24 protein-coding genes and 2 pseudogenes are annotated in these 25456 nt (G+C 59.2%); 20 read left to right on the top strand and 6 right to left on the bottom strand.

Translation table 11 applies throughout. The features are described from left to right. Positions 1 to 12 precede the first annotated feature (12 nt). On the bottom strand, positions 13 to 1173 hold the full coding sequence (locus OB2597_RS03945) for an acyl-CoA dehydrogenase family protein (protein ID WP_007120593.1): 1161 nt from the start codon (positions 1171 to 1173) through the stop codon (positions 13 to 15). Between the two features lie 15 nt (positions 1174 to 1188). Continuing rightward, complete coding sequence (locus OB2597_RS03940) at positions 1189 to 1983, bottom strand: IclR family transcriptional regulator (protein WP_009804224.1); 795 nt, start codon at positions 1981 to 1983, stop codon at positions 1189 to 1191. A gap of 180 nt (positions 1984 to 2163) precedes the next feature. On the opposite strand from OB2597_RS03940, the gene OB2597_RS03930 reads away from it, so the two are divergent. Next, positions 2164 to 3609, top strand: coding sequence for an NAD-dependent succinate-semialdehyde dehydrogenase (locus OB2597_RS03930; RefSeq protein ID WP_084658595.1), 1446 nt, complete (start codon positions 2164 to 2166; stop codon positions 3607 to 3609). 8 nt (positions 3610 to 3617) lie between these two features. Continuing rightward, positions 3618 to 5657, top strand: coding sequence for an FAD-dependent oxidoreductase (locus OB2597_RS03925; protein WP_040609072.1), 2040 nt, complete (start codon positions 3618 to 3620; stop codon positions 5655 to 5657). On the opposite strand, the pseudogene OB2597_RS03920 reads toward OB2597_RS03925, so the two are convergent. Both OB2597_RS03920 and OB2597_RS03915 read right to left on the bottom strand, forming a co-directional pair. Continuing rightward, a pseudogene (locus OB2597_RS03920) lies at positions 5645 to 6393 on the bottom strand (IS5 family transposase); the annotation flags it as partial. The gene OB2597_RS03925 and the pseudogene OB2597_RS03920 sit on opposite strands and share 13 nt — an antisense overlap. Positions 6394 to 6717: 324 nt before the next feature. Then, positions 6718 to 7745 (bottom strand): annotated as a pseudogene (locus tag OB2597_RS03915) (IS110 family RNA-guided transposase). Positions 7746 to 8032: 287 nt separating this feature from the next. Here OB2597_RS03915 and OB2597_RS03910 point away from each other — a divergent pair. The 7 genes from OB2597_RS03910 to OB2597_RS03885 all read left to right on the top strand — a co-directional run bounded on the left by OB2597_RS03910 (position 8033) and on the right by OB2597_RS03885 (position 15954). After that, the gene (locus OB2597_RS03910; protein ID WP_017468330.1) at positions 8033 to 8935 is read left to right on the top strand and encodes an alpha/beta hydrolase; all 903 of its coding nucleotides are present in this window, start codon (positions 8033 to 8035) and stop codon (positions 8933 to 8935) included. Positions 8936 to 9050: 115 nt separating this feature from the next. Then, entirely contained in the window at positions 9051 to 10688 is a 1638-nt protein-coding gene (locus OB2597_RS03905; protein WP_009804217.1) for a flavin-containing monooxygenase, read from the top strand. A 72-nt stretch (positions 10689 to 10760) separates the two neighbouring features. Beyond that, positions 10761 to 11516 carry an SDR family NAD(P)-dependent oxidoreductase gene (locus OB2597_RS21235; protein WP_009804216.1) on the top strand — a complete coding sequence of 252 codons (756 nt, stop codon included), beginning with the start codon at positions 10761 to 10763 and terminating at the stop codon, positions 11514 to 11516. A 76-nt stretch (positions 11517 to 11592) separates the two neighbouring features. Continuing rightward, positions 11593 to 12351, top strand: coding sequence for an electron transfer flavoprotein subunit beta/FixA family protein (locus OB2597_RS03900; protein ID WP_009804215.1), 759 nt, complete (start codon positions 11593 to 11595; stop codon positions 12349 to 12351). Beyond that, on the top strand, positions 12351 to 13271 hold the full coding sequence (locus OB2597_RS03895) for an electron transfer flavoprotein subunit alpha/FixB family protein (RefSeq protein ID WP_009804214.1): 921 nt from the start codon (positions 12351 to 12353) through the stop codon (positions 13269 to 13271). Before OB2597_RS03900 ends, OB2597_RS03895 begins: the two co-directional genes overlap by 1 nt. A gap of 2 nt (positions 13272 to 13273) precedes the next feature. After that, entirely contained in the window at positions 13274 to 14473 is a 1200-nt protein-coding gene (gene pcaF / locus OB2597_RS03890) for a 3-oxoadipyl-CoA thiolase (protein ID WP_009804213.1), read from the top strand. Between the two features lie 134 nt (positions 14474 to 14607). Then, positions 14608 to 15954 carry an ISNCY family transposase gene (locus tag OB2597_RS03885; protein ID WP_009804212.1) on the top strand — a complete coding sequence of 449 codons (1347 nt, stop codon included), beginning with the start codon at positions 14608 to 14610 and terminating at the stop codon, positions 15952 to 15954. A gap of 69 nt (positions 15955 to 16023) precedes the next feature. Here OB2597_RS03885 and OB2597_RS03880 read toward each other — a convergent pair whose 3' ends face one another. Beyond that, positions 16024 to 16749, bottom strand: a complete 726-nt coding sequence (locus OB2597_RS03880; protein ID WP_040609070.1) for a hypothetical protein — start codon at positions 16747 to 16749, stop codon at positions 16024 to 16026. Between the two features lie 234 nt (positions 16750 to 16983). Here OB2597_RS03880 and OB2597_RS03875 point away from each other — a divergent pair, with 234 nt between their 5' ends. The 3 genes from OB2597_RS03875 (at position 16984) to OB2597_RS03865 (ending at position 18756) form a co-directional block, all read left to right on the top strand. After that, a complete protein-coding gene (locus OB2597_RS03875; RefSeq protein WP_009804210.1) occupies positions 16984 to 17976 on the top strand; it encodes an IS30 family transposase in 993 nt (330 codons plus the stop codon). 292 nt (positions 17977 to 18268) lie between these two features. Next, positions 18269 to 18490 carry a helix-turn-helix transcriptional regulator gene (locus OB2597_RS03870; protein ID WP_040609068.1) on the top strand — a complete coding sequence of 74 codons (222 nt, stop codon included), beginning with the start codon at positions 18269 to 18271 and terminating at the stop codon, positions 18488 to 18490. A 65-nt stretch (positions 18491 to 18555) separates the two neighbouring features. Then, positions 18556 to 18756 carry a hypothetical protein gene (locus OB2597_RS03865; RefSeq protein WP_009804208.1) on the top strand — a complete coding sequence of 67 codons (201 nt, stop codon included), beginning with the start codon at positions 18556 to 18558 and terminating at the stop codon, positions 18754 to 18756. Here the strand turns inward: OB2597_RS03865 and OB2597_RS03860 are convergent. Further along, positions 18750 to 19328, bottom strand: a complete 579-nt coding sequence (locus OB2597_RS03860) for a hypothetical protein (protein ID WP_040609067.1) — start codon at positions 19326 to 19328, stop codon at positions 18750 to 18752. The genes OB2597_RS03865 and OB2597_RS03860 overlap by 7 nt on opposite strands. A gap of 132 nt (positions 19329 to 19460) precedes the next feature. Here OB2597_RS03860 and OB2597_RS03855 point away from each other — a divergent pair, with 132 nt between their 5' ends. The 8 genes from OB2597_RS03855 (at position 19461) to OB2597_RS03820 (ending at position 25451) form a co-directional block, all read left to right on the top strand. Further along, positions 19461 to 19775 carry a hypothetical protein gene (locus OB2597_RS03855; protein ID WP_009804206.1) on the top strand — a complete coding sequence of 105 codons (315 nt, stop codon included), beginning with the start codon at positions 19461 to 19463 and terminating at the stop codon, positions 19773 to 19775. 118 nt (positions 19776 to 19893) lie between these two features. Continuing rightward, entirely contained in the window at positions 19894 to 20412 is a 519-nt protein-coding gene (locus OB2597_RS03850; RefSeq protein ID WP_009804205.1) for a lytic transglycosylase domain-containing protein, read from the top strand. Positions 20413 to 20428: 16 nt separating this feature from the next. Then, positions 20429 to 20710, top strand: coding sequence for a TrbC/VirB2 family protein (locus OB2597_RS03845; protein WP_040609066.1), 282 nt, complete (start codon positions 20429 to 20431; stop codon positions 20708 to 20710). Positions 20711 to 20725: 15 nt separating this feature from the next. After that, positions 20726 to 21004 (top strand): type IV secretion system protein VirB3, encoded by a 279-nt coding sequence (locus OB2597_RS03840; protein WP_040609064.1) that lies wholly within the window; start codon positions 20726 to 20728, stop codon positions 21002 to 21004. Beyond that, positions 20979 to 23372: a VirB4 family type IV secretion/conjugal transfer ATPase gene (locus OB2597_RS03835; protein WP_172839585.1), complete on the top strand. Its 2394-nt coding sequence runs from the start codon at positions 20979 to 20981 to the stop codon at positions 23370 to 23372. The genes OB2597_RS03840 and OB2597_RS03835 overlap by 26 nt, the downstream gene beginning before the upstream one ends. Continuing rightward, positions 23369 to 23578 carry a hypothetical protein gene (locus tag OB2597_RS03830; RefSeq protein WP_009804202.1) on the top strand — a complete coding sequence of 70 codons (210 nt, stop codon included), beginning with the start codon at positions 23369 to 23371 and terminating at the stop codon, positions 23576 to 23578. Before OB2597_RS03835 ends, OB2597_RS03830 begins: the two co-directional genes overlap by 4 nt. Continuing rightward, a complete protein-coding gene (locus OB2597_RS03825) occupies positions 23575 to 24687 on the top strand; it encodes a lytic transglycosylase domain-containing protein (RefSeq protein ID WP_009804201.1) in 1113 nt (370 codons plus the stop codon). Before OB2597_RS03830 ends, OB2597_RS03825 begins: the two co-directional genes overlap by 4 nt. After that, positions 24684 to 25451, top strand: a complete 768-nt coding sequence (locus tag OB2597_RS03820) for a type IV secretion system protein (RefSeq protein ID WP_009804200.1) — start codon at positions 24684 to 24686, stop codon at positions 25449 to 25451. Before OB2597_RS03825 ends, OB2597_RS03820 begins: the two co-directional genes overlap by 4 nt. Positions 25452 to 25456: the final 5 nt, after the last annotated feature.

Here is a 25456-nt window from a genome sequence, read left to right as displayed (position 1 = left end):
TCTTCGCTCCTGTTAAGCTGCTGCAGTGCGGATCATATTCCGCGCGATCAGTATTTGCTGAATCTGGGTTGTCCCCTCGTAGATGCGGAAGAGACGCACATCGCGATAGAAGCGCTCGACCGCATATTCGGCCATGTATCCTGCACCGCCGTGGATTTGCACTGCGCGATCGGCCACTCGACCTACCATCTCACTGGCAAACATCTTGCAGCAGGCAGCATCAGTCGACACGTTCTGACCAGCGTCCTTGCGGCGTGCTGTTTCTTCGATCATGCAACGCGCTGCGAAGGCCTCGGCGCGACTGTCAGCCAGCATGGCTTGGATCAGTTGCTTTTCAGCGATGGGTTCACCGAATTGTTTGCGTTCCATCGCATAGGATAGGCTGTCACGGATCAGCCGTTCGGCGGCGCCCACACAGACGGCAGAAATATGCAGTCGGCCCCGGTCAAGGACTTTCATTGCTGTCTTAAAGCCCTTGTTCAGACGGTCCGGCCCGCCGATAATGTTCGCGGCAGGCACGCGGACATTGTCAAGGATGACGTCGCATGTGTGCGAGCCCTTCTGCCCCATCTTCCTGTCAGGCTGGCCAAGCGTTATGCCTGGCGTCCCTGCCTCGACGAGAAAGGCGCTTACGCCGGCAGAACCTTCCGCCTCTGGATTGGTCCGGGCAAAAACCGTGAATAGATCGGCACGCGGTGCATTGGTAATGTAGCGTTTCGTGCCGTTCAGAAGGAAATCGTTACCGTCACGCCGCGCCGTAGTGCGCAGACTGCCAGCATCCGACCCAGCATCTGGCTCGGTTAGGGCGAAGGATGCGATCATATCTCCGGACGCGAGAGCTGGTAGATACTGCGCCTTCTGCTCGTCGGTTCCATCGATGATGATTCCCTGAGAGCCGATCCCGTTGTTGGTGCCAACTAGCGACCGGAACGCAGGCGAAGCCTGGCCAAGAACGAAAGCGGCTTGCACTTCCTCTATCATCGACAAGCCGAGCCCGCCGAAATCTTCCGGGATCGACATGCCGAAAAGGCCCATCATGCGGATTTCATCGACCAGCATCGGCGGAATCACATCCTCGTCGGCGACGCGATCCTCGTAAGGGATTAGTCGCTCTTTCACGAAGCGGTCGAGCGCGTCGAGAAACTGGGAAAGGGTATCTTTATCAAGGGCCATGATGCTCTCTATTGTTCAGGGTGCGACCGCCGCAACGCGGCGGACAAGATCGACAAGGCGGTGCGCGACGTCGCTTTCGATCCAGTCGCGCGTAAGGGTTTGCGAAGGGCCACCGCAGTTGAAGGCAATAATGGGTGAGCCGTCCTTCGGCACGAAGGGCACCGCTACAGCGTTCACATCACGTTTCCACTCCGTGAAGGACGTGCAGTAACCGTGCTGTTGGTAGTCTGCGATAGCTGCTTCGATTCCGGGCTGCACATTCGGCCAGTTGTCGCCTTCATGTTCCTCCACAAGGGCCAGAATTCTGGCCCGCTCATCCGGGTCGTGCGCCGCTATGCAGGCGCGACCAACCGCGGTCGTGGCCAGTTTAATATGGGCACCAACCTCGATCGCCAGCGTGACGGCATTAGTGCCCTTGCACCGCTCCAGATAGACCATCGATAGCCGGTCACGACTGGCCATGGCCACCGGCATGCCTGTGTAATCAGCCAGCTCCTGCATAAAGGGCTTCGCCAGTTGCCGCAGCGGAATCCCTGCAAGGCAGGAGAAACCCAACGAAAGCACTGGAGGGGCCAGTCGATAACGTGCTGTATCCGGGTCGTAGCTGAGGTATTCCAGCTTGTTCAGTGTATAGGCCAGCCGGGAGACCGTCGATCTGCTCAGGCCAGTGCGCTCGGCCAACTCACCATTCCCCAGAGCTTCCCCTTCCCGCCGAAAGGCCCGCAACAGCTCCAAGCCGCGCGCCAACGCCGTGACAAAATCGCGGTCCTGTCTCTCGGCGTCCTTGGTGCGGTCTTTCCTTGGTCTCACGACATCCCTCCTCGGGAAGAATTATGCGTCTTGAAACACATCTAAACGATCGATAACGTCCGCGTCAATACTGTGGTAAACTTTTCCGCTATGCGGAAAACTAAAGTCGTCCATCTGGTCCCCTTCGTGCCGGATCCTGCGGATGACACAACTGAGCGAGGGCATAACGCCATGAAAGAAATGAATTATCCGACCATCCAGCACCTCATCGGACGGGACTGGATCGCTTCTCCCACGCCGGAGGATCGTGCAGTCATAAACCCTGCAAACGGGCAAACTATCGGACAGATTCCGCAGGCTAGCGCCGCAGATCTGGACCATGCGGTTCACTCGGCCGAATCAGCTTTTCGCCGATGGAAAAACAGCTCTCCCATGGAACGAAGTGCAATTTTGCGACGGTTTGCCGACCTGCTGCGCCAAAATGACAGACTGATCGCTGGCTGGATCACTCTCGATGAAGGCAAGCCGCTGGCTGAGGCCTTGGCTGAGGTCCGCGCCTCAGCTGACCACGTCGACTGGCACGCCGAGGAATGTCGGCGCATTTATGGGCGCATCATTCCATCGCGCAGCCCGGGGGTACAGCAGCTTGTCGTGCGCGAACCGATAGGCGTCTGCCTTGCCATCACGCCTTGGAATTTTCCGCTGAGCCAAGCGGTACGCAAGGTCGCGGCGGCGCTTGCGTCAGGTTGCACGATGATCTTGAAAGCCCCGGCAGAGGCTCCGGCGGGCTGCATGGCAATTGCGCGCTATCTGCTGGATGCAGGCTTGCCCGAAGGCTGTCTGAACCTTGTCTGGGGTAATGCGGCCTTCATTTCGGAAACTCTTATTGCGCGCCCCGAGGTGCGCAAGATCACCTTCACCGGTTCGGTCGAGGTGGGCAAGCATCTGGCAGAATTGGCTGGCCGCCACATGAAGCGGGCGACGATGGAACTCGGCGGTCACGCGCCCGTATTGGTGTTCGACGACGCCGATGCCACGGCCGCGGCGCGCGCCTTGGCGGGCAACAAGCTGCGCAATGCAGGCCAGGTGTGCATCGCCCCAACCCGGTTTTACGTACAACAAGGCATCTACGACCGATTTCTGTCCGAGCTAGTTTCAGCATTTGAGAGCGTAAAGGTGGGCGATGGTTTAACCGAGGGCACACAGATGGGGCCATTGTGTCATCGCGGACGCGTGAATGCGATGGAAAAGCTCGTCGAGGATGCCCGCGAAAACGGCGCACGGGTGTTGACGGGAGGCAAAAGGCTTGGAAATCATGGTAACTTCTATGCCCCGACAATCGTCGATACGCCCAACGACGACATTGACTTGATGCGCGAAGAACCCTTCGGCCCGATTGCTGTCGTCTCGTCTTTTCGTGACATAGAGGACGGACTGTCGCGGGCCAACGGGCTACCCTTCGGGCTGGCGTCCTATGTCTTTACCAATTCGTTAGAGCGTGCAGATAAAGCAGCTGCGGGTTTGCAGGCAGGTATGGTAAGCATCAACCAGTTCGGCCTCGCTCTGCCCGAGACTCCGTTTGGAGGCGTGAGAGACAGCGGCTATGGGACTGAAGGCGGGACGGAAACCTTCGAAGGCTATCTCATTACCAAATTTATCTCGCGCAATCGCGCGCCAGTGCTGTGAGGATGCCCATGCCTGTTGAATTAAGCTTCTCAAATGACGCAGCAATTCTGACCATAGACAATTCGCCGCTTAACCTAATCAACGCGGAGGTTCGGGCTGGAATACAACACTGTATCTTCAAAGTCCTCGAAACTGGGGCTACCAGGCTGATTATCACCGGCACAGGAACGACCTTCGTCGCGGGCGCGGATGCGAAGGAATTCGGTAAGTTGCCTGTTGATCCACAACTAAATGATGTGCTGATGCAACTTGCACACCTCCCGATTCCTACTATCGCAGCAATCAACGGGGCTGCGCTTGGTGGGGGACTAGAGATTGCTCTGGCTTGCTGCTATCGCATCGCCTCAACTTCTGCCAAACTGGGCTTGCCAGAGGTAAACTTGGGGATCGTGCCTGGCGCAGGGGGAACCCAAAGACTGCCGCGACTTATCGGTATTGAAGCTGCGCTTGACATGATTGTCACCGGGAAGGCTGTTTCCGCCGAGCAGGCACTGAAAATGGGACTGATCCAGCTGCTAGCCGATGACCCGCTTGGCGCGGCCATAGCTCTCGATGACGATGTACTTGAGGCGGCACAGGCACCCGACAATCTTCCTTCACCAAAGCCAAACCACGTCGCAGCGGAAGTCGCCCGAGCGCATGTAGCGCGGCGTATGCCTGGCCAGAATGCCCCGCAGGTTGCGGTGAACCTAGTCGCGACCAGTGCGACGACGCCGCTGCACGACGCACTAGCCAGCGAGCGCTCTGCGTTTTTGGACCTTCGTACCTCGGATCAGGCGCGGGCCCTTAGGCACGTTTTCTTCACCGAGCGTACCGCAACCAACAAGGGGCGCGCCTACCCCCGACCTTCCCGAGATGCTGAAACCGCCATCGTGGTCGGTGGTGGCAATATGGGCGCAGCTATTGCGTACACGCTGGCGACCGCAGGGATCTCGGTGACTGTCGTCGAACGTAGTGCCTCGTCCGCCGAGTGGGCCAGTAAAAACCTGCAAAAGCTGATTGATCAGGGTATCAGTCGCGGTATTCTGTCCGTCGATGCGGCAAAGACGGTTGAAGACCGGCTGGTTACGGTCTCAGGCTATGACGCTCTGCCACCAACCGATCTAGCAATCGAGGCGGCCTTCGAGGATTTTGCGGTTAAGACCGCGATCCTGACCGAACTCGAAGGCGCACTGCCACCCGAGACCATCATTGCCACAAACACATCCTATCTCGATGTAAATCGGCTCTCTGATGGGTTGAAACACCCGGCACGCTTTGTAGGGATGCATTTCTTCAGTCCTGCGCATATTATGAAACTTCTGGAAGTCGTCAGGAGCGACCGAACGTCAGACGGAACATTAGGTGCAGCACTTGTGCTGGCGCACAGGCTTGGTAAAATCCCGGTACTGTCTGGTGTTTGCGATGGCTTCATCGGAAACCGAATTTTGTCGAGCTACCGTCGCGCCGCTAATCGCCTTCTGGTGGAGGGGGCTAATGTCGACGAGATCGACGCGGCTATGCGCGGATTCGGTATGGCGATGGGTCCATATGCTGCACAGGACATGTCGGGGCTGGACATCGCCTACGCGAATATCCGTCGCAAGGCAGTTGCCGAAGGGAACTGCTGTGGTCACGTGCCCTTGGTCGAGCGGCTGGTCGAAAAGCACAAACGCCTAGGACGCAAATCGGGCGCCGGATGGTACGACTATGGGCCAGACGGCAAACCCTCACATTCGGAGCTGGTCGCTAGCGAAATACTCCGTGTCTCAGAAGAAATGAACTTCACTCGCCGCGAGTTCTCAGCTGACGAAATCGTAGAAAGGCTCTTGCTCACAATGGTGGCGGAAGCCTGCGATATCCTTGACGAAGGCGTAGCAGAAAAACCGCAAGACATCGACCTAGTAATGATTCACGGCTACGGATTTCCCCGCTGGCGGGGAGGCCTGATGCACCACGCCAAAAATATCGGCAAGGATCGGTTGACCGCGCTGTTTAGCGCGCTTGTCAAAGAGGACCCTTGCGACTGGAGGGTGCCTCGTTATTTAGAAAGGGTTTTCGCGACCTGACGGTCAAAGTCCCGCGCCATAAGGCGCTGCCCCAGCAACTTAACACAGTGCATCTTCGTCTCGACGCGGCTTAGGCGGTGATGGTCTTCCAAGACTTTGCGTTCTTACCTGGTGGGATAACGGCGTGGACGCCACGGTCCGCAATCGCGTCCTGGCATTTTCGTGTGTCATACGCACCGTCAGCCGTGACACTGCTGGTCTGCCGGGATCTGTTCAAGAAGGTTGGGTAACACTGGAGCGTCACCGATGTGGCTCCCGGTGATCTGAACAGCGCGCACTTCCAACGTTTGCTCGTCGATCCCGAGGTGGATCTTGCGCCAGACCCGTCGCTTGGGGCCGCCATGCTTGCGGGCATGCCACTCACCTTCAAGCTTGATCCCCGTGCTGTCCACCAACAAGTGCAACGGCCCTTTGGAGCCGCGATACGGGATGTTCACGGCCAGGGTCTTCTGGCGCCGGGACAGGGTGCTGAAGTCGAGCACCGTCCAGTCGAGACCGATCAGCCGCAACAGGCTCTCGACGAACCCGGTCGCCTGTCGCAAGGCCATGCCGAACAGGACCTTCATCGAAAGACAGGTCTGGGTCGCGGCGTCGCTGTAACTCTTCTGCCTGTCGGCACGGCCTCCCAGCTCATCTCGGGGTCAAACCAGATCGTCAGCGAGCCACGGCGCTTGAGCGCTTCGTTATAAGCGGGCCAGTTCATGGTCTTGTATGTCGGGGTTGTCGGTCTGCTCATGCACCTCAGCTACCACGCTGGATTCATAAGATGAGTCCGACACGGGATTTGTGCATGCATGCCCCCATTGGTGCAAGTGATTTTTTGAACGGCGCGAGCGTGTGATCGGGTGCGGTCATGTATCAGGCCTCTGTGTGCGGCGCTGATGTAACCGCGGGCCGGTATGGCGATGCGCGGACCAGAGGCATATCAACAAACCGAGCTCGGTGGCTCCTGCACAAATGCTGCTTTCTCTGACCCGGATCTGATCGATCCTTTGCCCTTACTTTTCAGTGACCTCCTCACACTCCCAACTTACCGGGACGTCGTGGCATGCCGTCTTCGCTATGCCATCGCCGCCACCGGATTCCGGTAATCCTCTTGTTTCATTATGATGGCCCAGAGGCCACGCGCCATCTTGTTGGCCAGCGCAATCGCGGCGACCCATGCGCGGCTTGCGGGTTAGTAGGCGTTTCAGCCAGCCATTATTCGGTGTGTCAAACCGCTCGACAGCCTGGAGGACAGCCATAGCGCCAGAGACCAAGAGTGTCCGGAGTCGCGCTGTCGCATCTTCGAGGTCTTCCCGAGCCGGGCTTTGCCGCCCGTCGAGTGCTGCTTCGGCACAAGCCCAAGCCAGGCGGCAAAATCGCACCCGCGCCGGAAGGTGGCCAGGTCACGGGCAAATGTCTCGATCGCAAGCGCCGTGACAGGAACCACGCCCGGCATGGTTTGTGTTCGGCGCACCAAGTCGGCTTTCTTGGCGGCACATCGCATCTTCGCGTCAAGCTCTGCAACACGCGTATTCAGCCCCTCAATCTGCCCCAGATACATCCGGCCGAGGTCACGAACCTCAGCATGCAGCGCGGTGTCATCACCTGCGATTGCGTCCGCGAGTCGCTTGAGATGGGCAGGCCCGCGGGCCGCGACCAATCCGTGTTCGGCGAGGTGGCCGCGTAAAGCGTTGATCATCTGGGGGCGCTGGCCGACAAACATCTGCCGCGTGCGAAACAGCATGGCACGGGCCTGCTGATCTTCCGTCTTCACTGCGAAAAAGCGCATGGTTGGACGCAATGCAGCCTCCAAGATGGCCTCTGCATCGGTCGCATCATTCTTCTGGCGTTTGACGAACGGCTTCACATAGACCGGCGGTATCAACCGCACGTCGCACCCCAGCTTCTCAAATTCGCGGCCCCAGCCATACGCCGTGGCCACGCCTCCATGGCGATCATGCATTTGGGTTGCTGTGCCACGAACGCGAGAAACTGGCCTCGTGAAAGCTTTTTGCGAAACGCGACTGACCCATCATTGTACGCACCATGCAACTGGATAACGCGCTTTGCCAAGTCGACACCGATAATTTTAATTTCGGACATAGATGCTCCTTCCTTCTGTGATGGCTTTTAACGCTCATCATAGTGGCACATTGCGATGCCGTCGGGAGGGGGTATCCACGCCATCAACAGAGCCTAGTAACGGGCATATCTGCCTCACGACAGGCTGAGCACGATCATACTATTTCCAAAGCAGGTTTGTTCAATACATGGCGCATTTTTCGCCCTTACTCTGAGATAATTGGCGTATGCCGTTGACCGTTTGACGTCTTCGAGATTGGCGACGTCAGTTGGTGGCTTTGCCAAATGTTATGCTTGGGAGGATAAACATGGAAATCAGTAGAGAAGCGGATACGCTGCGGGCGCTTTATCAGAATTGGACCGATCAGATGGTCGAGAACCCAGACCTGACGATCGCGAACCTGCGCAGCATGTTCGATGAATGGGGGCAGCCCGCACTAGAGCCGGAAAACGTTAGCTACAAAAGCGATCATGTCGGAGGAGTTGAGGCTATCTGGGCCCTACCAGCCGGGGCAGATACCTCGCGTGTAATTGTTTACACTCATGGTGGCGGCTTTGCCGTCGGCTCAGCCGATAGTCATCGAAAAATGGCAGGGCACCTCGCTAAGGTGCTTGGGGTTACGTCGGTGATCCTGCACTATCGGCGCGCACCCGAGCACCCATTTCCGGCGCAGATCGAAGATGCAGTAGCCGCATACAAAGCGCTGCTGGATAAGGGTTTCAAGGCAAGAAATATTCTGACGGCTGGCGACAGTGCTGGCGGCAATCTTGCCATCGCCAGCGTGCTGAAGTTACGCGAACTTGGGTTGCCACTGCCCGGAGCGGTCATCGCCTATTCGCCCTGGCTCGACATGGCGATGCGCGGGGAAACACTGGAAACCAACGCGGAAACCGATGCGCTAGTCGGCAAACCGATCCTCGAAGCGATGGCGGGGATGTTCCTCGGTGAAGGCACGGATCCGCTTAATCCGTTGGCCAACCCGCTGGAGAACGATTTCACCGGTTACCCGCCGCTCTATATCAATGCCGGAGGGGCCGAGACGCTTAAGAGCGATGCCGAACGGTTGCACGAAAAGGCCAAGGCACAGGGCGTAAACGTGACCCTGTCTATCGTCGAAGGCATGCAGCATGTCTTTCCCGCGCTTTCGGGACGCGCGCCCGAGGCAAACGAGGAACTTGGTCGCATCGCCGCATGGTATCGGGCCCTCTGAGACCTGTACTCGCACTGCATTGCGGTGCGGTGCGAGACAAACCCCTACGAAACATTCATCTAGCATCTCACCCGCAATCTGCGGGGCGGAGCGGTCTTACTCTGGGAGGAGTGATATGAACATTCAGACTGAGAATACTAAAACGGTCGGAGCGGATTTTGACGCAGTCGTCATTGGCGCGGGCTTCGGCGGGCTTTACGCTGTCCACAAACTTCGCAACGAGCAGGGACTGAACGTCCGGGGCTATGACAGCGCCAGTGACGTTGGCGGCACCTGGTGGTGGAACCGATATCCCGGTGCGCTGTCAGACACGGAAAGCTATGTCTATCGCTATTCTTTTGACAAAGAGTTGCTTCGAAAAGGCCGCTGGAAAACCCGGTATCTGACCCAGCCCGAGATCCTCGAATACATGAACGAGGTAGCGGATCATCTCGATCTTCGACGCAGCTACAAGTTCGACACCAAAGTGGATGGCGCGCACTATAATGAAAAAACCGGTCTCTGGAACGTGATCACTGATAGTGGTGAGACAGTTACCGCAAAATACCTTGTCACTGGCCTCGGTCTCTTGTCCGCAACGAATGTTCCAAAATTCAAGGGCATCGATGATTTCAAAGGCCGTATCTTACACACAGGTGCCTGGCCCGAGGGAGTGGACTTGAGCAACAAACGCGTGGGCATTATCGGCACCGGCTCGACGGGTGTTCAGGTTATCACTGCAACGGCACCAATTGCAAAACACCTGACTGTTTTTCAGCGCTCTGCACAATATGTCGTGCCGATTGGGAACACCCCGCAAGACGATGCTACCATCGCCGAGCAAAAGGCGAACTACGATAATATCTGGAATCAAGTGAAGAATTCTGTTGTGGCCTTCGGCTTCGAAGAAAGCGCCGAACCCGCCGAAACCGCCTCGCCCGAGGAACGGGAGCGGGTCTTCGAAGCCGCCTGGCAGCGCGGCGGTGGTTTCTATTTCATGTTTGGCACCTTTTGCGATATTGCGACCAGCCAAGTGGCCAATGATGCGGCCGCTGACTTCATCAAGGGCAAGATCAAGCAAATCGTGAAGGACCCCAAGGTCGCAGAGAAACTGACGCCGAAGGACCTTTACGCCAAGCGCCCGCTTTGCGGAAACAACTATTACGAGGTCTACAACCGAGACAACGTGACCCTCGCCGACGTGAAGGCCGATCCGATCGCAGAGTTCACTCCGAACGGCATTCGTCTCGAAAGCGGCGAGGAGCATGAGCTTGACATCGTAATCTTTGCCACTGGTTTCGATGCGGTCGACGGCAATTACGTCAAAATGGACCTCCGCGGACGCGGAGGCGTGACCATGCGCGACACTTGGAAGGAAGGCCCACTCGGTTACCTCGGCATGATGGAGGTAGACTTCCCTAACTTCTTCATGATCCTTGGCCCTAATGGCCCCTTCACTAACCTGCCCCCCAGCATTGAGACGCAAGTTGAATGGATCGCTGACACGATTTGCGCAATGGAAGAAGAGGGGGTTCAAAGTGTGGAGCCAACCGTGGAGGCGCGCGACGCTTGGGTTGGCACCTGCCGTGAAATCGCCGACATGACACTCTTCCCCAAAGCTGAAAGCTGGATCTTCGGCGCAAATATCCCCGGAAAGAAGAATGCGGTGATGTTCTACATGGCCGGGATTGGCAATTATCGCAATGCCATTAGTGCGGTTAAGGAGGAAGGTTATACATCCCTGATCCGCGACCGCACTGCCGAGAAGGTGTAAAGAATTCCGTCGGGCATTAAGAAAACCCGGCGGAAACAATTAAATTTGTTCATGAACACTCAGGAGAGAACTATGGGACGGGTATCCGGAAAAGTCGCACTGGTAACAGGTGGCGCCATGGGCATGGGAAAAGCCCATTGTGAAACGCTGGCACGTGAAGGCGCGCATGTATTTGTAACCGACCGTGATACGGAAGCGGGTGAAAGCGTAGTAAAAGGTATCATTGGAGCCGGAGGGAAGGCGGAATTCATTCAGCATGACGTGACGCTTGAAGAAGATTGGAAGAATGTCATCTCCACGGTGCAATCAAGTGCTGGTCGACTTGATGTGCTAGTGAACAACGCTGGCATTCTCATTCTGAAGCCGCTCCACGAAACCTCGCCTGACGAATTTGACATGACGATCAACGTCAATGTACGCGGTGTTTATCTCGGTATCCGAGCCGCGGTTCCATTGATGAAAGAGACCGAAAAAGCATCAATTATCAATATTTCTTCAATCTATGGGATTGTTGGTGCCGCTTCGGCGGGAGCCTACATTGGATCCAAAGGCGCCGTACGGATGTTGACCAAATCCTGCGCAGTCGACCTGGCCGAAAGTGGCATACGTGTCAATTCGATCCATCCCGGTGTCATCGATACTCCCATGACAAAAGATCTGCTACACGCCGACGAAGAGACCCGGCAGGCAATTCTGGGGGCCACGCTGCTCAAGCGGCCAAGCAAACCTGAAGAGGTTTCGAATGCGGTCCTGTTCCTCGCATCGGATGAGTCATCGTTCGTTCACGGAGCAGAGATTGTAGTAGATGGCGGTTATACTGCGAATTGACAGAGACACATCCCAAGTAACGGCCTGGAACCCGGGCCGTTACTGCCATTGCAAATTTCCAAGACGATAAACGCCAATGAAAATAATTGCACCTATAAAACACCTAATTGATTACAACGTGAAGGTTCGCGTTAAGGCGGACGGTAGCGGAGTTGGTCTCGCGAATGTGAAGATGTCGATGAACCCGTTCGACGAGATTGCGGTTGAAGAGGCGATCCGTCTGAAGGAAGCGGGCAAGGCGGACGAGCTTGTCGTCGTGTCGATCGGCGTGAAACAGGCGCAGGAAACGCTGCGCACGGCGCTGGCGATGGGCGCGGACCGGGCGATCCTCGTCGTGGCCGCCGACGACGTGCACCAAGATATCGAGCCGCTGGCGGTGGCCAAGATCCTAAAGGCCGTGATCGACGCCGAGGCGCCGGGCCTGGTGATCGCGGGCAAACAGGCGATCGACAACGACATGAACGCGACCGGCCAGATGCTGGCGGCGCTGCTGGGCTGGGGTCAGGCGACCTATGCCTCTGAGGTTGCGATCGAGGGCGAGCATGCCGTCGTGACCCGCGAAGTGGACGGCGGTCTGCAGACCATCAAGGTGAAGCTGCCGGCGATCGTCACCGCCGACCTGCGCCTGAACGAGCCGCGCTACGCCTCGCTGCCCAACATCATGAAAGCCAAGAAGAAACCGCTGGACGAAAAGACCGCCGCCGATTTCGGCGTCGATGTCACGCCGCGCCTGACCGTCGTCAAGACGGCAGAGCCCGCCGCGCGTTCGGCCGGGGAAATGGTTGGCTCGGTCGACGAGCTGGTGTCGAAGCTGAAAGAAAAGGGGATCGTGTAATGGCTGTTCTTCTCCTTGCAGAAATCGCCGGTGGTGCACTGGCGCTGGACGCCACCGCCAAGGCGGTGACCGCTGCCAAATCGCTGGGCGATGTGACCGTTCTGGTTGCGGGCCCCGCTGCCGCAGGCGAGGCCGCGTCGAAGATCGACGGCGTGGCAAAGGTTCTGGTGGCGGATGACGCCGCCTATGCCAACGGCCTGGCCGAGCCGGTCGCCGATCTGGTGGTCAGCCTGGCAGGCAATTATGAACATATCGTTGCTCCGTCCACGGCGAGCGCGAAAAACATCCTGCCGCGCGTCGCGGCGCTGCTGGACGTGATGGTTTTGTCGGACGTCACCGCCATCGTGGACGGGTCCACGTTCGAACGCCCGATCTACGCGGGCAACGCGATTCAGACGGTAAAGTCCAACGATTCCAAGAAGGTACTGACCGTCCGCACCACCGCCTTCGACGCGGCTGGCCAGGGTGGTTCGGCCGCCGTCGAGGCCATCGCAGCGGCCGGCAACGCGGGCCTGAGCGCCTGGGTCGAGGACAAGGTCGCGGCGTCGGATCGTCCGGAACTGACCTCGGCCAAGATCGTGGTCTCGGGCGGTCGCGGCGTCGGTTCCGAGGAGAACTTCGCGATCATCGAGGGCCTGGCCGACAAGCTGGGCGCGGCGGTCGGCGCCTCGCGCGCGGCGGTGGATAGCGGGTTCGCACCGAACGACTGGCAGGTCGGCCAGACCGGCAAGGTCGTGGCGCCCGAGCTGTACATCGCGGTCGGGATTTCCGGGGCAATTCAACACCTTGCAGGCATGAAGGACAGCAAGGTCATCGTCGCCATCAACAAGGATGAAGAGGCCCAGATCTTCCAGGTCGCCGACTACGGCCTGGTCGCAGACCTGCTCGACGCCGTCCCGGATATGACAAAGGCACTCTAAGAATGACAAACGTCTACATCTGCGATTACATCCGCACACCAATTGGTCGCTATGGCGGCGCGCTTTCTTCTGTGCGAGCCGACGATCTTGGTGCAATCCCACTCAGGGCCCTGGCCAGCCGAAACCCGAAGCTAGATCTAGCGGCCATTGACGAAGTGATTTTCGGCTGCGCCAACCAGGCGGGCGAGGACAACCGCAACGTCGCACGCATGTCGCTGCTACTCGCGGGATTTCCGGATTGTGTCCCTGGCACGACGATGAACCGGTTGTGCGGATCGGGTATGGACGCCGTAATCACAGCCGCCCGCGCGATCAAAGCTGGAGAAGCCGATCTCATTGTTGCTGGCGGTGTGGAAAGCATGTCTCGTGCTCCGTTTGTGATGCCAAAAGCTACAACTGCATTCTCGCGCGAAAATTCTGCTGAAGACACCACCATCGGCTGGCGCTTCGTCAATAAACAGATGAAGAGTCAATACGGCGTCGACAGCATGCCTGAAACGGCCGAAAACGTAGCGGAAGACTTCAGCATCAACCGCGCCGACCAAGATGCCTTCGCCATGCGTTCGCAGCGAAAGGCGAGAGATGCCATGGCGAACGGTCGTTTGGCCCGTGAAATTGTCCCGGTAGAGATTCCTCAGCGAAAGGGGGAGCCAAAGATCGTCGTACAGGATGAACACCCTCGCGCGGGTACGACTTTGGAAGCGCTCGCCCAACTGAAAACTTTCGTAAAAGCGGACGGCACTGTAACCGCTGGGAATTCTTCGGGCGTGAACGATGGTGCCGCAGCATTGATCCTTGCCACCAGCGACGTCGCAAAAAAATTTGGCCTCACACCGATCGCAAGGGTCTTGGGCGGCGCAACCGCGGGCGTCGCACCGCGCATCATGGGTTTCGGGCCGGCACCGGCGTCGGAAAAGCTGATGGCGCGACTTGGACTGAAACAAGAAGACTTCTCGGTAATCGAACTTAACGAAGCCTTTGCTTCGCAGGGTCTGGCCACACTACGGCACCTGGGGATCGCGGATGATGACGCCCGCGTGAACCCGAACGGCGGCGCTATTGCTCTCGGCCATCCGCTTGGCATGTCAGGTGCCCGCATCACTGGTTCAGCGATGCTGGACCTCAAACCTGGAGAAAAGTCGTTATCGACCATGTGTATTGGCGTGGGACAGGGGATTGCAATCGCGCTCGAAGCTGTCTGAGGTGCCGCGACAACCACAAAACTAACATAAGTTCTCTTATGCGACTTTTGGCTGTACGCGCAAAGCGATAATGTCACCCATGAGCAATTCAGAAGTGTCACTCTCCTCGCATACGATAGCGAGGATGAGTGGACATGGGATGGGTTATGATGAGCGAGCGCGATTTGAACCGCGTTGAGGTTTTGGCGCAGGTCGATGATAGTCGGCTGACGGTAGACAATGCGGCAAACCTGCTGGATCTGACAAGGCGGCAAGTGTTCCGGCTTCTCAAGCGATACCGGCAGGATGGCGCCTCAGCGATCCGACATAAGGCGCGCGGCAAACCTCCAAACAATCGTATCCATCATGCAAAGCGCGATTATGCTCTGAGCCTGATCAAAGAGAATTACCCGGATTTCGGCCCAACACTGGCAGCTGAGAAGCTGGCTGAGCATCACGGGTTCACAGTGTCTCGCGAGACCGTGCGCAAATGGATGATCGAAGACGGCATCTGGCTCTCGCGGAAACAGCGCCGGACCTTCCATCAACCTCGCTTACGGCGCGAATGCTATGGTGAGCTGATCCAGATTGATGGTTCCGATCACCGTTGGTTTGAGGATCGGGGTGATCCCTGCACCCTGCTCGTTTTCATCGATGATGCCACCAGCACCTTGATGGAGCTGCGGTTTGTGAAGTCCGAGAGCACGTTCAGCTATTTCGAGGCGTTGGACAGTTATTTGGTTCAGCATGGCCGCCCAGTGGCCTTTTACAGCGACAAGCATTCGGTATTCCGAGTTGCCAAAGAAGACGCAAGGAATGGTGCAGGCATGACCCAGTTCGGGCGTGCGTTGAATGAGTTGAACATCGAGATCCTGTGCGCCAACAGCTCTCAAGCCAAGGGCCGCGTAGAACGGGCCAACCGCACGCTTCAGGACCGGCTTGTCAAAGAGCTGAGGCTGGCAGGCGTTTCGGACATGAAAGCCGGAAACGCTTTTCTTGAAGGCTTTAAGAGCCGCTTTAACGCCAAATTTGCCAAGGCCCCTGCCAAACCGGACAACCTGCACCGGGCGTTGAATGTGGAGCCGGATCGGTTGGCGGAAGTGTTGTGCTGGCGTGAGAACCGTTATGTCGGCAAGCAGCTCACGTTTTCCTATGACCGCAAGCGGATCATGCTCGAAGAGAACGAGCTGTCACGCGCTCTGGTCGGCAAATATGTGGACACCTATGTCTTTGTGGATGGGCGGTTCGAGGTACGCTGGAAAGGCCAAGCCCTGCCCTACAGGATCTTTGATATGGACCAGCGCGTCACCCATGCAGCCGTCACCGAGAACAAGCGGCTCGGTGCGGTTCTGGCCTATGTCAAAGAGATGCAGGATGCCGCACCGCCTAAGCCGAAGGTGCGGACAAACTCAGAGAAGATGGGCTACAAGCCGAACGGGCGTCGGCCAGGCAGACCGCCAGGATCACGGGCCAAGAAGAAGATTGCGCGCGCGGCAGAATAACTCAAGACTGCTGACATGGACGCCTATTACGAGCGCAAACACGCCGAGCAGGATGCGGCAGCTGTGGCATCAGACAAGGCGTAAAGCGGCCTGACCATCGGTTTCGAGTTTAAGGGCTGCGTGCCAGAGTGGCGTCTTGTAAAATGTGCCGTCGTCCCAAATCCTCAGCCCCTCCCGATCTTCCCAAAGCAGGCCGAGCCAACACAGTGGCTGCAAGACGCAGAATTTCAGCGCAAACCGCATGTCGCTGTGCTCCGGATCGTAGCGGTCCTTTTCTTCCCACCCGTAAAGCGTTTTGAGAAGATGTGCTAAGGTACACCCTACCCGCGCCTCGACGTTGATCACGTTCAGAAAGATGTCCCAGTTGCCCAAGGGGCCACCCCGGGCTTCGATCCGTTCATCATGGATGAACCGATAAAGATAAACCGGAGCGGTCAGATCAAAAAAGACGTCAGATGCTTCCGCCATCTCCCGTCCTTTCTTAGTCGCAACCAGCTTACCCTTGTAACGACGAAGAAGCTTCAGATGACGCAGCAACCCATGCACCGGGAACAAAGGTGGCATTTTGTATTCATCCAGCACCTTGTTCATTTCGAATAACTCGGTGGCGGTGAAATCGGGCCATTCAAAGTGTTCCGCCGCCCAATGCACAAACTTGCGGTTGAAGGCGCCTGATTGCGTCAGCCCGATCCCGCCGGTTTCGTTGGCATAACGCAACGCAAGCGTCATCCCACGAACCAGCGGCGAGTGTTTCAGGACATCAGCATCTGAGTGAAGTTTGACCGTCGGAAGCATGTCACCACGCTATCCTCGACACCAAAGACCCGCAATCCGCAAGGCTTTTCAGCCCTTCGATATTGGGGTCTGCGGGCTCAAAAGCCTTGCTCCCGTAGCGCCCTGTGGTGACCTTTCTGCTTTGCACAGCCGGTGACATTTCTGAATGGGATTTACATTGGCCGACCCCAAGGCACATTCTAAACTGCGTTGCGACACTTCCTCTATCTTGCTGAAAAAGCAAGGAGAACAGACATGGCGCATACAGAGCTGGATTTGCGTGAGAGACGCATCATTGAGGACATGCTCAAGGCAAAAATTTCGGTCAGCAAAATTGCCGCTGAGCTTGGGAGACACCGTTCCACGATCTACCGCGATATAAAACGGAACTTCTACACGGATGGCGAACTGCCGTATCTGAATGGCTATTACTGTGTGATGGCGCAGCGTCAGGCGGAAGCTCGCCGTGCGCGACGGCGCAAATTGATCCGTCTCCCCAAGCTTCGGATGGCCGTGATCACCCAGTTGAAAGAAGGCTGGTCACCCGAGCAGATTGCCGGTCGGCTTGCATTTGAAGGACATGCCATTCGTGTCAGTCATGAAACGATCTACGCCCATGTTTACAGCGCCGAGGGACAATCCGAAGAACTCGCCAGATACCTTCCAAGTCGCCGCAAAAAACGCCGGCCCCGATATGCCAGACGCCCCAGAGGACAGGTGTTTCCGCCGGATCGCTCCATTCATCAGCGCCCGGAGCATGTGAACACGCGCGAGACATTTGGCGACTGGGAAGGCGACCTGATGATTTTCGAGCGCGCCCAAGGCAACATGAATGTTGCCTCACTTGTCGAGCGCAAAACGAGGTTTGCCGTCTTGTTCCGCAACAACGATCGTAGCTCCAACCACTTCATGCGCAAGCTGATGGATGTGATGGAACCCCTGCCCCAACAGGCCCGCAAATCGATCACCTTCGACCGCGGTTTCGAGTTCAGGGAATGGAGAAAGCTCAAGACGGGCATCGGCACTGACAGCTGGTTTTGTGACCCCCAGGCACCTTGGCAAAAGGGTTCGGTCGAGAACCTGAACAAACGCGCACGGCGATACCTGCCCCGTGACACCCAGCTCGCGGCGCTCTCAAATCGCAATATGAGGGCGATTTGCGACCGCCTCAACGGAACCCCAAGAAAGTGCCTTGGTTGGCGAACACCAACGGAAGCATTCAGGGAAGAATTGATGAAACTGAGATAGCGGAAACTGTCGCAACGGCCCTTGAGTCATCACAAATTTCCCTGTAGAATTCGTCCTCTCGAACCTCCCTGTGGACGACCGACTGGCGGCACCGGAATTGCCGGTGCCGCCCTTTTCCGAAAGAACGATTGAACGGCCCAGAATGTTATCGAGACGGATCATCCCGTGACCTGCGTATCGGCAGGCATCCCATTCCGGCGATCTCGCGCCGTTCCAAGATTTCTTCTCCGCGCCTCCGAATGTAATATATATCGCGTGGCGATATTTCGCGCAGCGTGTCCGTTTCGCGGGCATGAACTTGCGGGACCGTGTAGCATTGAACATCCAAGACTTGAGACGCGCCCGCGGCCTCAGCCAGGGGGAGCTTGCTCATCGGGCCGACGTGAGCCGCGGCCATATGGGCAAGGTCGAGAACGCCAAGTTCGCGGCCTCCCTCGACCTTCTCGAACGCATCGCCAAGGCGCTCAATGTCGACCCCGAAGAACTCTTCGCGAAGCGCAAGTCCGTTTCCTGAGGCTTTGATCCCGCCACCCAACACGAAAGACAGAACGGCAAGAACAGTACGAGTGGCGCGGATACATGGCGAAGAGAAAGACAGGCTGGCCTTTCCAGGAAGGGTTTCTGAACGACGGGACGCAGAAGATTCACCTGTTCACCGATTACCGTTGGAATGATGGCTCGGTGAGCCGTCGTTGGCATGTCGATCCGGAACGCTTTGATGCCAGTCTTGCCATCGTGCGCCCGTTTTCCCTGACGCCCAGTGACAGCTCAGATCAGTAGGAAAACCACTCTGAGTGACCCATGTTGCCCTCGTAGTCACCGTATTCGACCATGATGCTGCGGGAATAGAAGTGCCATAGGCCACCGCTGGTCGGGTAAGCGATCTCCTGCCCGCTTTCCGAGATGAATGTCGCGGGCCAGGGCGCGTGGGATCCGTAGACCCGCTGGATGTAGCGGCAGGTCCGGTTCTCGCGATCACAGGAGCGGATCGACCAGTCCCATTGACGCGGCTCGTCACGCGGCTCATAGGAGCGCCCGGTGAACCAGATCACATGGGTCCGGTTCAGCCATTCGTATTCCGGCAGGTTGGTGTCGAGTTCACCCTCGCCGCCCGGACCACCGAGCTCGACCGGCACATGGGCGAAGGTGCAGACCCCGAAGGGCGGTAGACTCGGCCAGGGCGTGATGCGGCGGATCATGGTGCGATAGGCGCGGGCACAAACGGCACTCGGGGGGAACCCACCCGCCATGCAGAGCATGATGGCGCAGTCGATGTCATAGGCCTGCGCCTTCTCCGGGGCTCCGAACACTGCCATCACCCCCATCGCCGCCGCCATCACTTGTCGTCTCATGTCACTCTCCCGCAAAAGTTGCGCGGACTATCGCGCAATATGTATTTATCTGCAATATGTCGTATTGACTCTATATGACTTTATGGCCTTAGTGTCGTGAAGTAGAAGGGCTCTCATGGGGAGAGTCCGAACATGCCGATAGCGCGCAACCAGATCCTGATCACCATCGATGGTGTGAAAGACCTTCAAGAAGAAGGCATCGCGTTCCGCTGCCGGTATGAACTCGTGGGGTTCACCGACGATGGCAAGCCGCGCTACCAGTGCATCTACCTGCGCGAGGGTGAGCCGGAAGCCATTCTGGTCTCGACCCGGATCACCCCACACGGTCCCGAGCCGCGGTATTTCAACATATGGCCGGGGCTCTTCAAACATCATTTCGAGTTCGGTGACGGGCGCGATCTGCGCTTTGGTCCTGATTACAGCATCACCCTCGAGGAGCGCGGCTGACGTCATCGCCTTCGGCCGTGACGGCACGGCCCGGACATCCGGCTGGATCTTTCATGGCGAACCACCTGCCTGGGCGAGGCTGGGTGATAGTGCTGAGGCGGAAGTCGTTCTGGCCTCGTTGGACGCCACGCCGCCTTCCGGTCGCGACGGCATCCTCTCCCTGATCGACGCCACGGCAGATCGCCACAAGGGAAACCGCGCCCTGCGGCAGGTCGACCTCGATGCGGACGACTGGCAGATCCTCTTCCGCGCCCTGGTCGAGGCCGAAAGCAGCTACAATCCGACCGCCGTCAGCCCCAAGGGCGCCTATGGTTTGGGCCAGCTGATGCCCGACACGGCGCGCGCACTCGGGGTCGACCCGCGCGATCCCTCCCAGAACCTCGATGGCGCGGCGCGCTACCTGCTCGCCCAGCTCGCCACGTTCAAGGACATCGACCTGGCGCTGGCAGCCTACAATGCCGGGCCACACCGTGTGGTCGAGTATTCCGGCATCCCCCCCTTCACCGAGACCCGCGACTACATCGCGCGCATCCACCGGATCCGGTCCCGGCTGGCAGGCCCTCCCGCTTCCGCGCCGGACATCCGTGTCGCAAACCAGGTTCCGGCCCGCGCGCCCGTCCTTATCGAACTTCAGTAAAACAAGGGAACTTCGCATGCTCAGACATTGCCTCAGCCGCCTCTTGCCCATCGCCACAACCTTGGCGGCTCTCGCAACGCCCGCTCTCGCGCAGGACTTGTCACCGATCCAGACCATGCTGGAAACCGTCGAGGCCGCGCTGACCGGTCCCATCGGGATCGCGGTTGCCACGCTCGCGGTCATCGGCACCGGATTCATGTGCATGATGGGGCGGCTCAACTGGGGCTGGTTCGCCTCGGTCATCATCGGGATCGTGCTGATCTTCTCGGCCGGTACCATCGTCGACGGCTTCTCCTGAGATCCGAGTAGAGCAGTGGCAGAACGATCCCCCCTTTTTCTGGGCCTCGCCCGTCCGCCCAAGTATCTGGGTCTCCCTGTCGGATACCTCGTGGTGCTGACGACCGGGGTCGTTCTGCCGTTCATCTGGACGAAGTCGATGGTCTTCTTCCTGATTGGTCTCGTCGCCTATCCGATCCTCTGGTTTGTCGCCGACCGCGAGCCGCATTTCTTCGAGGTCCTGCGCGTCTCCTATGGATCAGTGCGTCCGACGAAGAACAGGGCCCTGCATGGAGGCGACAGCTTTGGCGCTTGATGCGGGCACACTTTCCACTTTTGGGGCCGCCCTGCATCAAGCAGGCGGGGGGGAGTTCACGCGGGAGAGTTATCTCGCCGAGCACCTGCCGTATTTCGCGCTCGCGGCTGACGACGTCATGGTACTGCGCGAGGGCGACCTTATGGCGACCCTCCGCCTCGACGGGCTCAACCCGATGACCACGGAAGATGCCCGGCTCGACGCGCTCAAGCGTGCAGTCGCTGCCATCGTCGCCCAGACCGGCAACGCCTTCGGCTTCTACATTCACCGCATCTCCGTGCCGCAGGATCTCGGAATGCGCCCCCTCGAGGGGGACAGCTTCGCCGCCGCGATCGATGCGCGCTGGCAGGCCCATGTCAAAGACCTGCGCCCGGCCAAGCGCCAACTCTATCTCAGCGTCATCCGGCGGCCCGATATCTCGGCCCGCATTCCCCTCCTGCGTGCGCTGGCCCGCAAGGCCTGGGTCAAGGACCGCGCGACACGCCTGCAGGAGTTGAACGAGGTCATGGGCTTCTTCGAGGTAGCGCTTGCCTCGGCCAACCCCGTCAGGCTCACGAAGTCGGGCGGTGAATGGCTGGGCTACCTCAATACGCTGAACGCCGGCAGCTTCTCCCCCATCGCCTTCGGCCAAAGCGCCCTACCCCTCTCGCACACCCTGAGCAACTGTCGCGCGACCTTCGACGGCGATGTCGTCACCCTGACCGACGCCGTGACCGGCCAGGTCAAATACGGCGCACTCTTTTCGATGAAAACCTATCCGGCGCTCACGGACGTCACGCTGCTCGACGCGCTCGACCTGCCTCTCGACATCGTGCTGACCAACTCCTTCAGCCCGATCCCGAACAACATCATGGCCGAGCGCATCCAGCGCATCATCCGCCAGATGCACGCCTCCGACGATGCCGCCGTCTCTCTGCGCGAACAACTGGGCCAGGCCGCCGACGATCAGGAGGCGGGACGGATCGCCTTTGGCGATCATCACCTGTCGATCGCCGTCTATGCGCCCGACCGCGATACGCTTGAGCGCGCTGCAGCCCAGATCAAGCGCGTGGGCCAGGAAATCATGTCGGTGATCGTGCGCGAGAACATGGCGCTGAAAGCCACCTACTTCGCACAATCCCCCGGCAACTTTGGCTATCGCGCTCGCAAAACTCCGATCTCCTCGATCAACTTCGCGGATTTCGCCGCCCTGCATGGCAGCGTCGAGGGGCGCGGCCCCAACCAATCGCCCTGGGGCCAGACCATCTCGGTCCTGCCAACCGTCGGCACCTCGGGCTATCGGTTCAATTTTCACGAGGCGGGCAACCCGGGCAAGGAACCGACCGTCGGCCATACGCTCGTGCTGGGGCGCACCGGCACCGGCAAGACGCTCACCACCGCCTTCCTCGCAGCCCAAGCGCAGCGGGTCGGCGCGCGGCTTTTCTTCTTCGACAAGGATCGCGGCCTCGAGATGGCGGTCCGCGCGCTTGGCGGGCGCTACAACGAGATCCGCGCTGGCGTGCCGACGGGCCTGAACCCGCTGATGACCGAGATCGACGAACGGGGCCGCGCCTGGCTCTCGGACTGGCTGGCGACCCTTCTTTCCCGGGGCGGAACCCTCACGGGCGAACAATCCCGCCATATCCAGAGCGCGGTCGCGCAAAATGCCTATGCCGAGGGCTCGCTCCGGCGCTTCGCGAGTTTCGAGACGCTGTTTCAATCGCTCGACGACGATGGCGAGCTACAGTCCCGCGTCGCCGAATGGGCCCCGGGCGGCCGCTATGGCTGGGTCTTCGACGAGCCGGAACATGGTGCCGGGCTCGAACTGGCCTCCGACATCATCGGCTTCGACATGACCGAGATTCTCGACATGACCACCGAGCGGATGGCGGTGCTCTCCTACATCTTCCGCCAGATCGAACGTGTGGTCGAGGATCGCCGCCCCACCATCATCGTCCTCGACGAGGCCTGGAAGCTGCTTGACGATCCCTACTTCGGCGCGCGGCTGGAAAACTGGCTGGTGACGCTGCGCAAGATGAACTGCGTCGTGATCATGATGACGCAGTATCCGAGCCAGCTGCGCGATAGCCGCGTCGGCAAGACCATCGTCGAGACGGTCCCGACCCAGATCCTCTTCCCGAACGACCGTGCCACGATCTCCGATTACGACTTTCTGCGCGTGAACGCCAAGGAGGCTGCCCTCCTCGTGCAGCCCACAATCGGCCAGCGCATCGCGCTCGTGCGCTCGGCGGGCGACAGCGTCTTTGTCGATGCCGATCTCTCCGCCCTCGGCACCCTCCTCCCCATCCTTGGCGGCGGCGCCACCGGCGAGGCCCGTGTGCCCGCCGATTGGCGCGCCAATCCTGATTTCTGGAGACATGTTATATGAATTCGAAACCTCTCCTCGCGCTTTGCGCCGCCGGAAGCCTTCTTTCGGCTTGCGAGAAATACACCGAGAAATCCTCGCCCTGCTTCGGACGCAATGGCGAGCCGCAGGTGACAAGGTCCGCCCTGTCCTTCTCGACCATGGGCGCGCCGGCTCACGCAATGGCCAAGCCCGACTGCACCTTCGAGCCCCTGCCCCGTCCGGAATGAGCCGCGTCGCGATCATATCCGCCGGTTTCTGCCTCGGCCTCAGCACCCTGCCCGCGATCGCCCAGGGCGTGCCGACGCAGGACAATTCCGCGATCGGGCGCGCCATCGCCCGGGTGGCCGCACTGGCCGAGGATCTGGGCGTCCAGCAGGACAAGGATCGCACCGAGACGACCCTGGCCGATGTCCAGGCTGACCAGTTGCGTGTGCTCGAAGAGATGACCACAGCGATCACCGGTCCCGGCGTCGATATCCGCGCGCTCGAGGGCAATGCGGATTTCGGAGTAGCGGCGGTCTACCCGAACACCGACCCGAGCCCGATGAACAGCCGCCTCTTCGGCGACGGTCGCGAGACGGTCGAGATGATGATCGTCGAGGTGGCGGGCGAATTCGCAGGCGCGCCAGGTGTGGCCCGAGCAGGTCTCTCGGCCACCCAGTGGCGCTGTCTCTTCCAGGCCCTGATCAAGCAGGAAAGCCGCTTCAACGTCGCCGCCGAAAGTCCGGTCGGGGCTTATGGGTTGACCCAGCTCATGCCCGGCACCGCCTCCGATCTTGGCGTCGACCGCTATAATGTCAAAGACAACCTGCGCGGCGGCGCGCGCTACATCACCACCCAGCTCAATCGCTTCGGCAACATCCCCCATGCGCTCGCGGCCTATAACGCGGGTCCGGGACGCGTGATCGAATATGGTGGCGTGCCGCCCTTTGCCGAGACCCAAGGCTATGTGCGCAACATCTCCAAGTTTTACAACGAATACCTTGCCGTGGTCGGCGGCGCCGATGCGCTCGGCACGCTCTCGCCCTCGGACTTTGCGCTGGCCGAGTATGCCAGCATCTCCGAGGCCGGCGTCTATTACGCCGCCGACAGTTCCGCCACCACAGAGCAGGTCATCAATCGCCTGCGCGCGATCATCCTGCAGATCGACGCGCAACCCAATGCCAAGGCGGCCTGGGAGCTCAACACCTACGCCAAGGCCGAGATCGGTCGCATCCTCAACCTCCGCGTCCGGCTGATGGCGGCAAACCAGCAGCGCGAGGCGGCCTATGCGCAGCACCTCGTCGCTGACCGGCTGGCCGAGCGCGACTTCATGCAAATGGGAGTTCCCGAATGAGACAGCTTCTCCTGACCGTGGCTGCGGTCACCACGCTTGGGTTTTCCTCGCCCGCAGCGGCCCAAGGTGTGCCAACCTTCGATGGTTCGCAGCTTGGACAACTGGTCGCGCAACTCGAGCACATGGCCGAAGATCTGAACGTCCAGATGCAGCAGCTCGCCACCATGCGGCTGGAACTGGAAACCCAACTGTCGCAGCTCACAAACCTCGAGGCGCAACTGACCTCGCTGATCGAGGGCAGCGGGTTGGGTGAGCTCTTCGCCACGGTCGAAGAATTCCGCGCACTGCGCGGCAAGTTGGTCGCCCCGCTCAACACCGCGCAATCTCTGGCGAGCGGCGATTTCCTGAGCGGCTTCAATCCGGGCGCGGAACTCTCGGCCTCGGTCGAGCGGGTGCTGACGGGCAGCGGCTTTACGTCGGAACGACTGGGAACACTCTCGGGCTCCGACCAGCCCGCCGACAATCGCATCGCCGCCTCTGCCGGGGCCAGTGCCATGCTCTCGGTTGCCGCGCAGGAAAGCCACGAAGAGGCCGGGCAAAGCCTCGAGCGGCTCGAGACCATGGTCGGGTTGATCGATGATCAGGACGGGCTGAAGGCCGCCGTCGATCTCAACACGCGCGTCACCGCCGAGCTCGGGATCATCCTGACCCAGATCTGGCGGCTCGAAGCCGCCCAGGGCGTCAGTGCGGGCCAGCTCGGCGTCGTCGATGCCGCAACCCTCGCGGATGAACGCAAGTTCCGCTCGATGGCGGTGGATCCATGAAAATG

The organism is Pseudooceanicola batsensis HTCC2597 (genome assembly GCF_000152725.1).
GTDB classification, from domain to species: domain Bacteria; phylum Pseudomonadota; class Alphaproteobacteria; order Rhodobacterales; family Rhodobacteraceae; genus Pseudooceanicola; species Pseudooceanicola batsensis.
Note: the sequence above shows the minus strand (reverse complement) of the source record. Positions and strands in the feature narration are given on the sequence as shown.

Bases quoted from the DNA above. Each gene is read 5' to 3' on its own strand.
- OB2597_RS03945 (WP_007120593.1), bottom strand. From the start codon at position 1,173: ATGGCCCTTGATAAAGATACCCTTTCCCAGTTTCTCGACGCGCTCGAC.
- OB2597_RS03930 (WP_084658595.1), top strand. From the start codon at position 2,164: ATGAATTATCCGACCATCCAGCACCTCATCGGACGGGACTGGATCGCT.
- OB2597_RS03925 (WP_040609072.1), top strand. From the start codon at position 3,618: ATGCCTGTTGAATTAAGCTTCTCAAATGACGCAGCAATTCTGACCATA.
- OB2597_RS03910 (WP_017468330.1), top strand. From the start codon at position 8,033: ATGGAAATCAGTAGAGAAGCGGATACGCTGCGGGCGCTTTATCAGAAT.
- OB2597_RS03905 (WP_009804217.1), top strand. From the start codon at position 9,051: ATGAACATTCAGACTGAGAATACTAAAACGGTCGGAGCGGATTTTGAC.
- OB2597_RS21235 (WP_009804216.1), top strand. From the start codon at position 10,761: ATGGGACGGGTATCCGGAAAAGTCGCACTGGTAACAGGTGGCGCCATG.
- OB2597_RS03900 (WP_009804215.1), top strand. From the start codon at position 11,593: ATGAAAATAATTGCACCTATAAAACACCTAATTGATTACAACGTGAAG.
- OB2597_RS03895 (WP_009804214.1), top strand. From the start codon at position 12,351: ATGGCTGTTCTTCTCCTTGCAGAAATCGCCGGTGGTGCACTGGCGCTG.
- pcaF (WP_009804213.1), top strand. From the start codon at position 13,274: ATGACAAACGTCTACATCTGCGATTACATCCGCACACCAATTGGTCGC.
- OB2597_RS03885 (WP_009804212.1), top strand. From the start codon at position 14,608: ATGGGATGGGTTATGATGAGCGAGCGCGATTTGAACCGCGTTGAGGTT.
- OB2597_RS03880 (WP_040609070.1), bottom strand. From the start codon at position 16,749: ATGCTTCCGACGGTCAAACTTCACTCAGATGCTGATGTCCTGAAACAC.
- OB2597_RS03875 (WP_009804210.1), top strand. From the start codon at position 16,984: ATGGCGCATACAGAGCTGGATTTGCGTGAGAGACGCATCATTGAGGAC.
- OB2597_RS03870 (WP_040609068.1), top strand. From the start codon at position 18,269: ATGAACTTGCGGGACCGTGTAGCATTGAACATCCAAGACTTGAGACGC.
- OB2597_RS03865 (WP_009804208.1), top strand. From the start codon at position 18,556: ATGGCGAAGAGAAAGACAGGCTGGCCTTTCCAGGAAGGGTTTCTGAAC.
- OB2597_RS03860 (WP_040609067.1), bottom strand. From the start codon at position 19,328: ATGAGACGACAAGTGATGGCGGCGGCGATGGGGGTGATGGCAGTGTTC.
- OB2597_RS03855 (WP_009804206.1), top strand. From the start codon at position 19,461: ATGCCGATAGCGCGCAACCAGATCCTGATCACCATCGATGGTGTGAAA.
- OB2597_RS03845 (WP_040609066.1), top strand. From the start codon at position 20,429: ATGCTCAGACATTGCCTCAGCCGCCTCTTGCCCATCGCCACAACCTTG.
- OB2597_RS03835 (WP_172839585.1), top strand. From the start codon at position 20,979: ATGGAGGCGACAGCTTTGGCGCTTGATGCGGGCACACTTTCCACTTTT.
- OB2597_RS03830 (WP_009804202.1), top strand. From the start codon at position 23,369: ATGAATTCGAAACCTCTCCTCGCGCTTTGCGCCGCCGGAAGCCTTCTT.
- OB2597_RS03825 (WP_009804201.1), top strand. From the start codon at position 23,575: ATGAGCCGCGTCGCGATCATATCCGCCGGTTTCTGCCTCGGCCTCAGC.
- OB2597_RS03820 (WP_009804200.1), top strand. From the start codon at position 24,684: ATGAGACAGCTTCTCCTGACCGTGGCTGCGGTCACCACGCTTGGGTTT.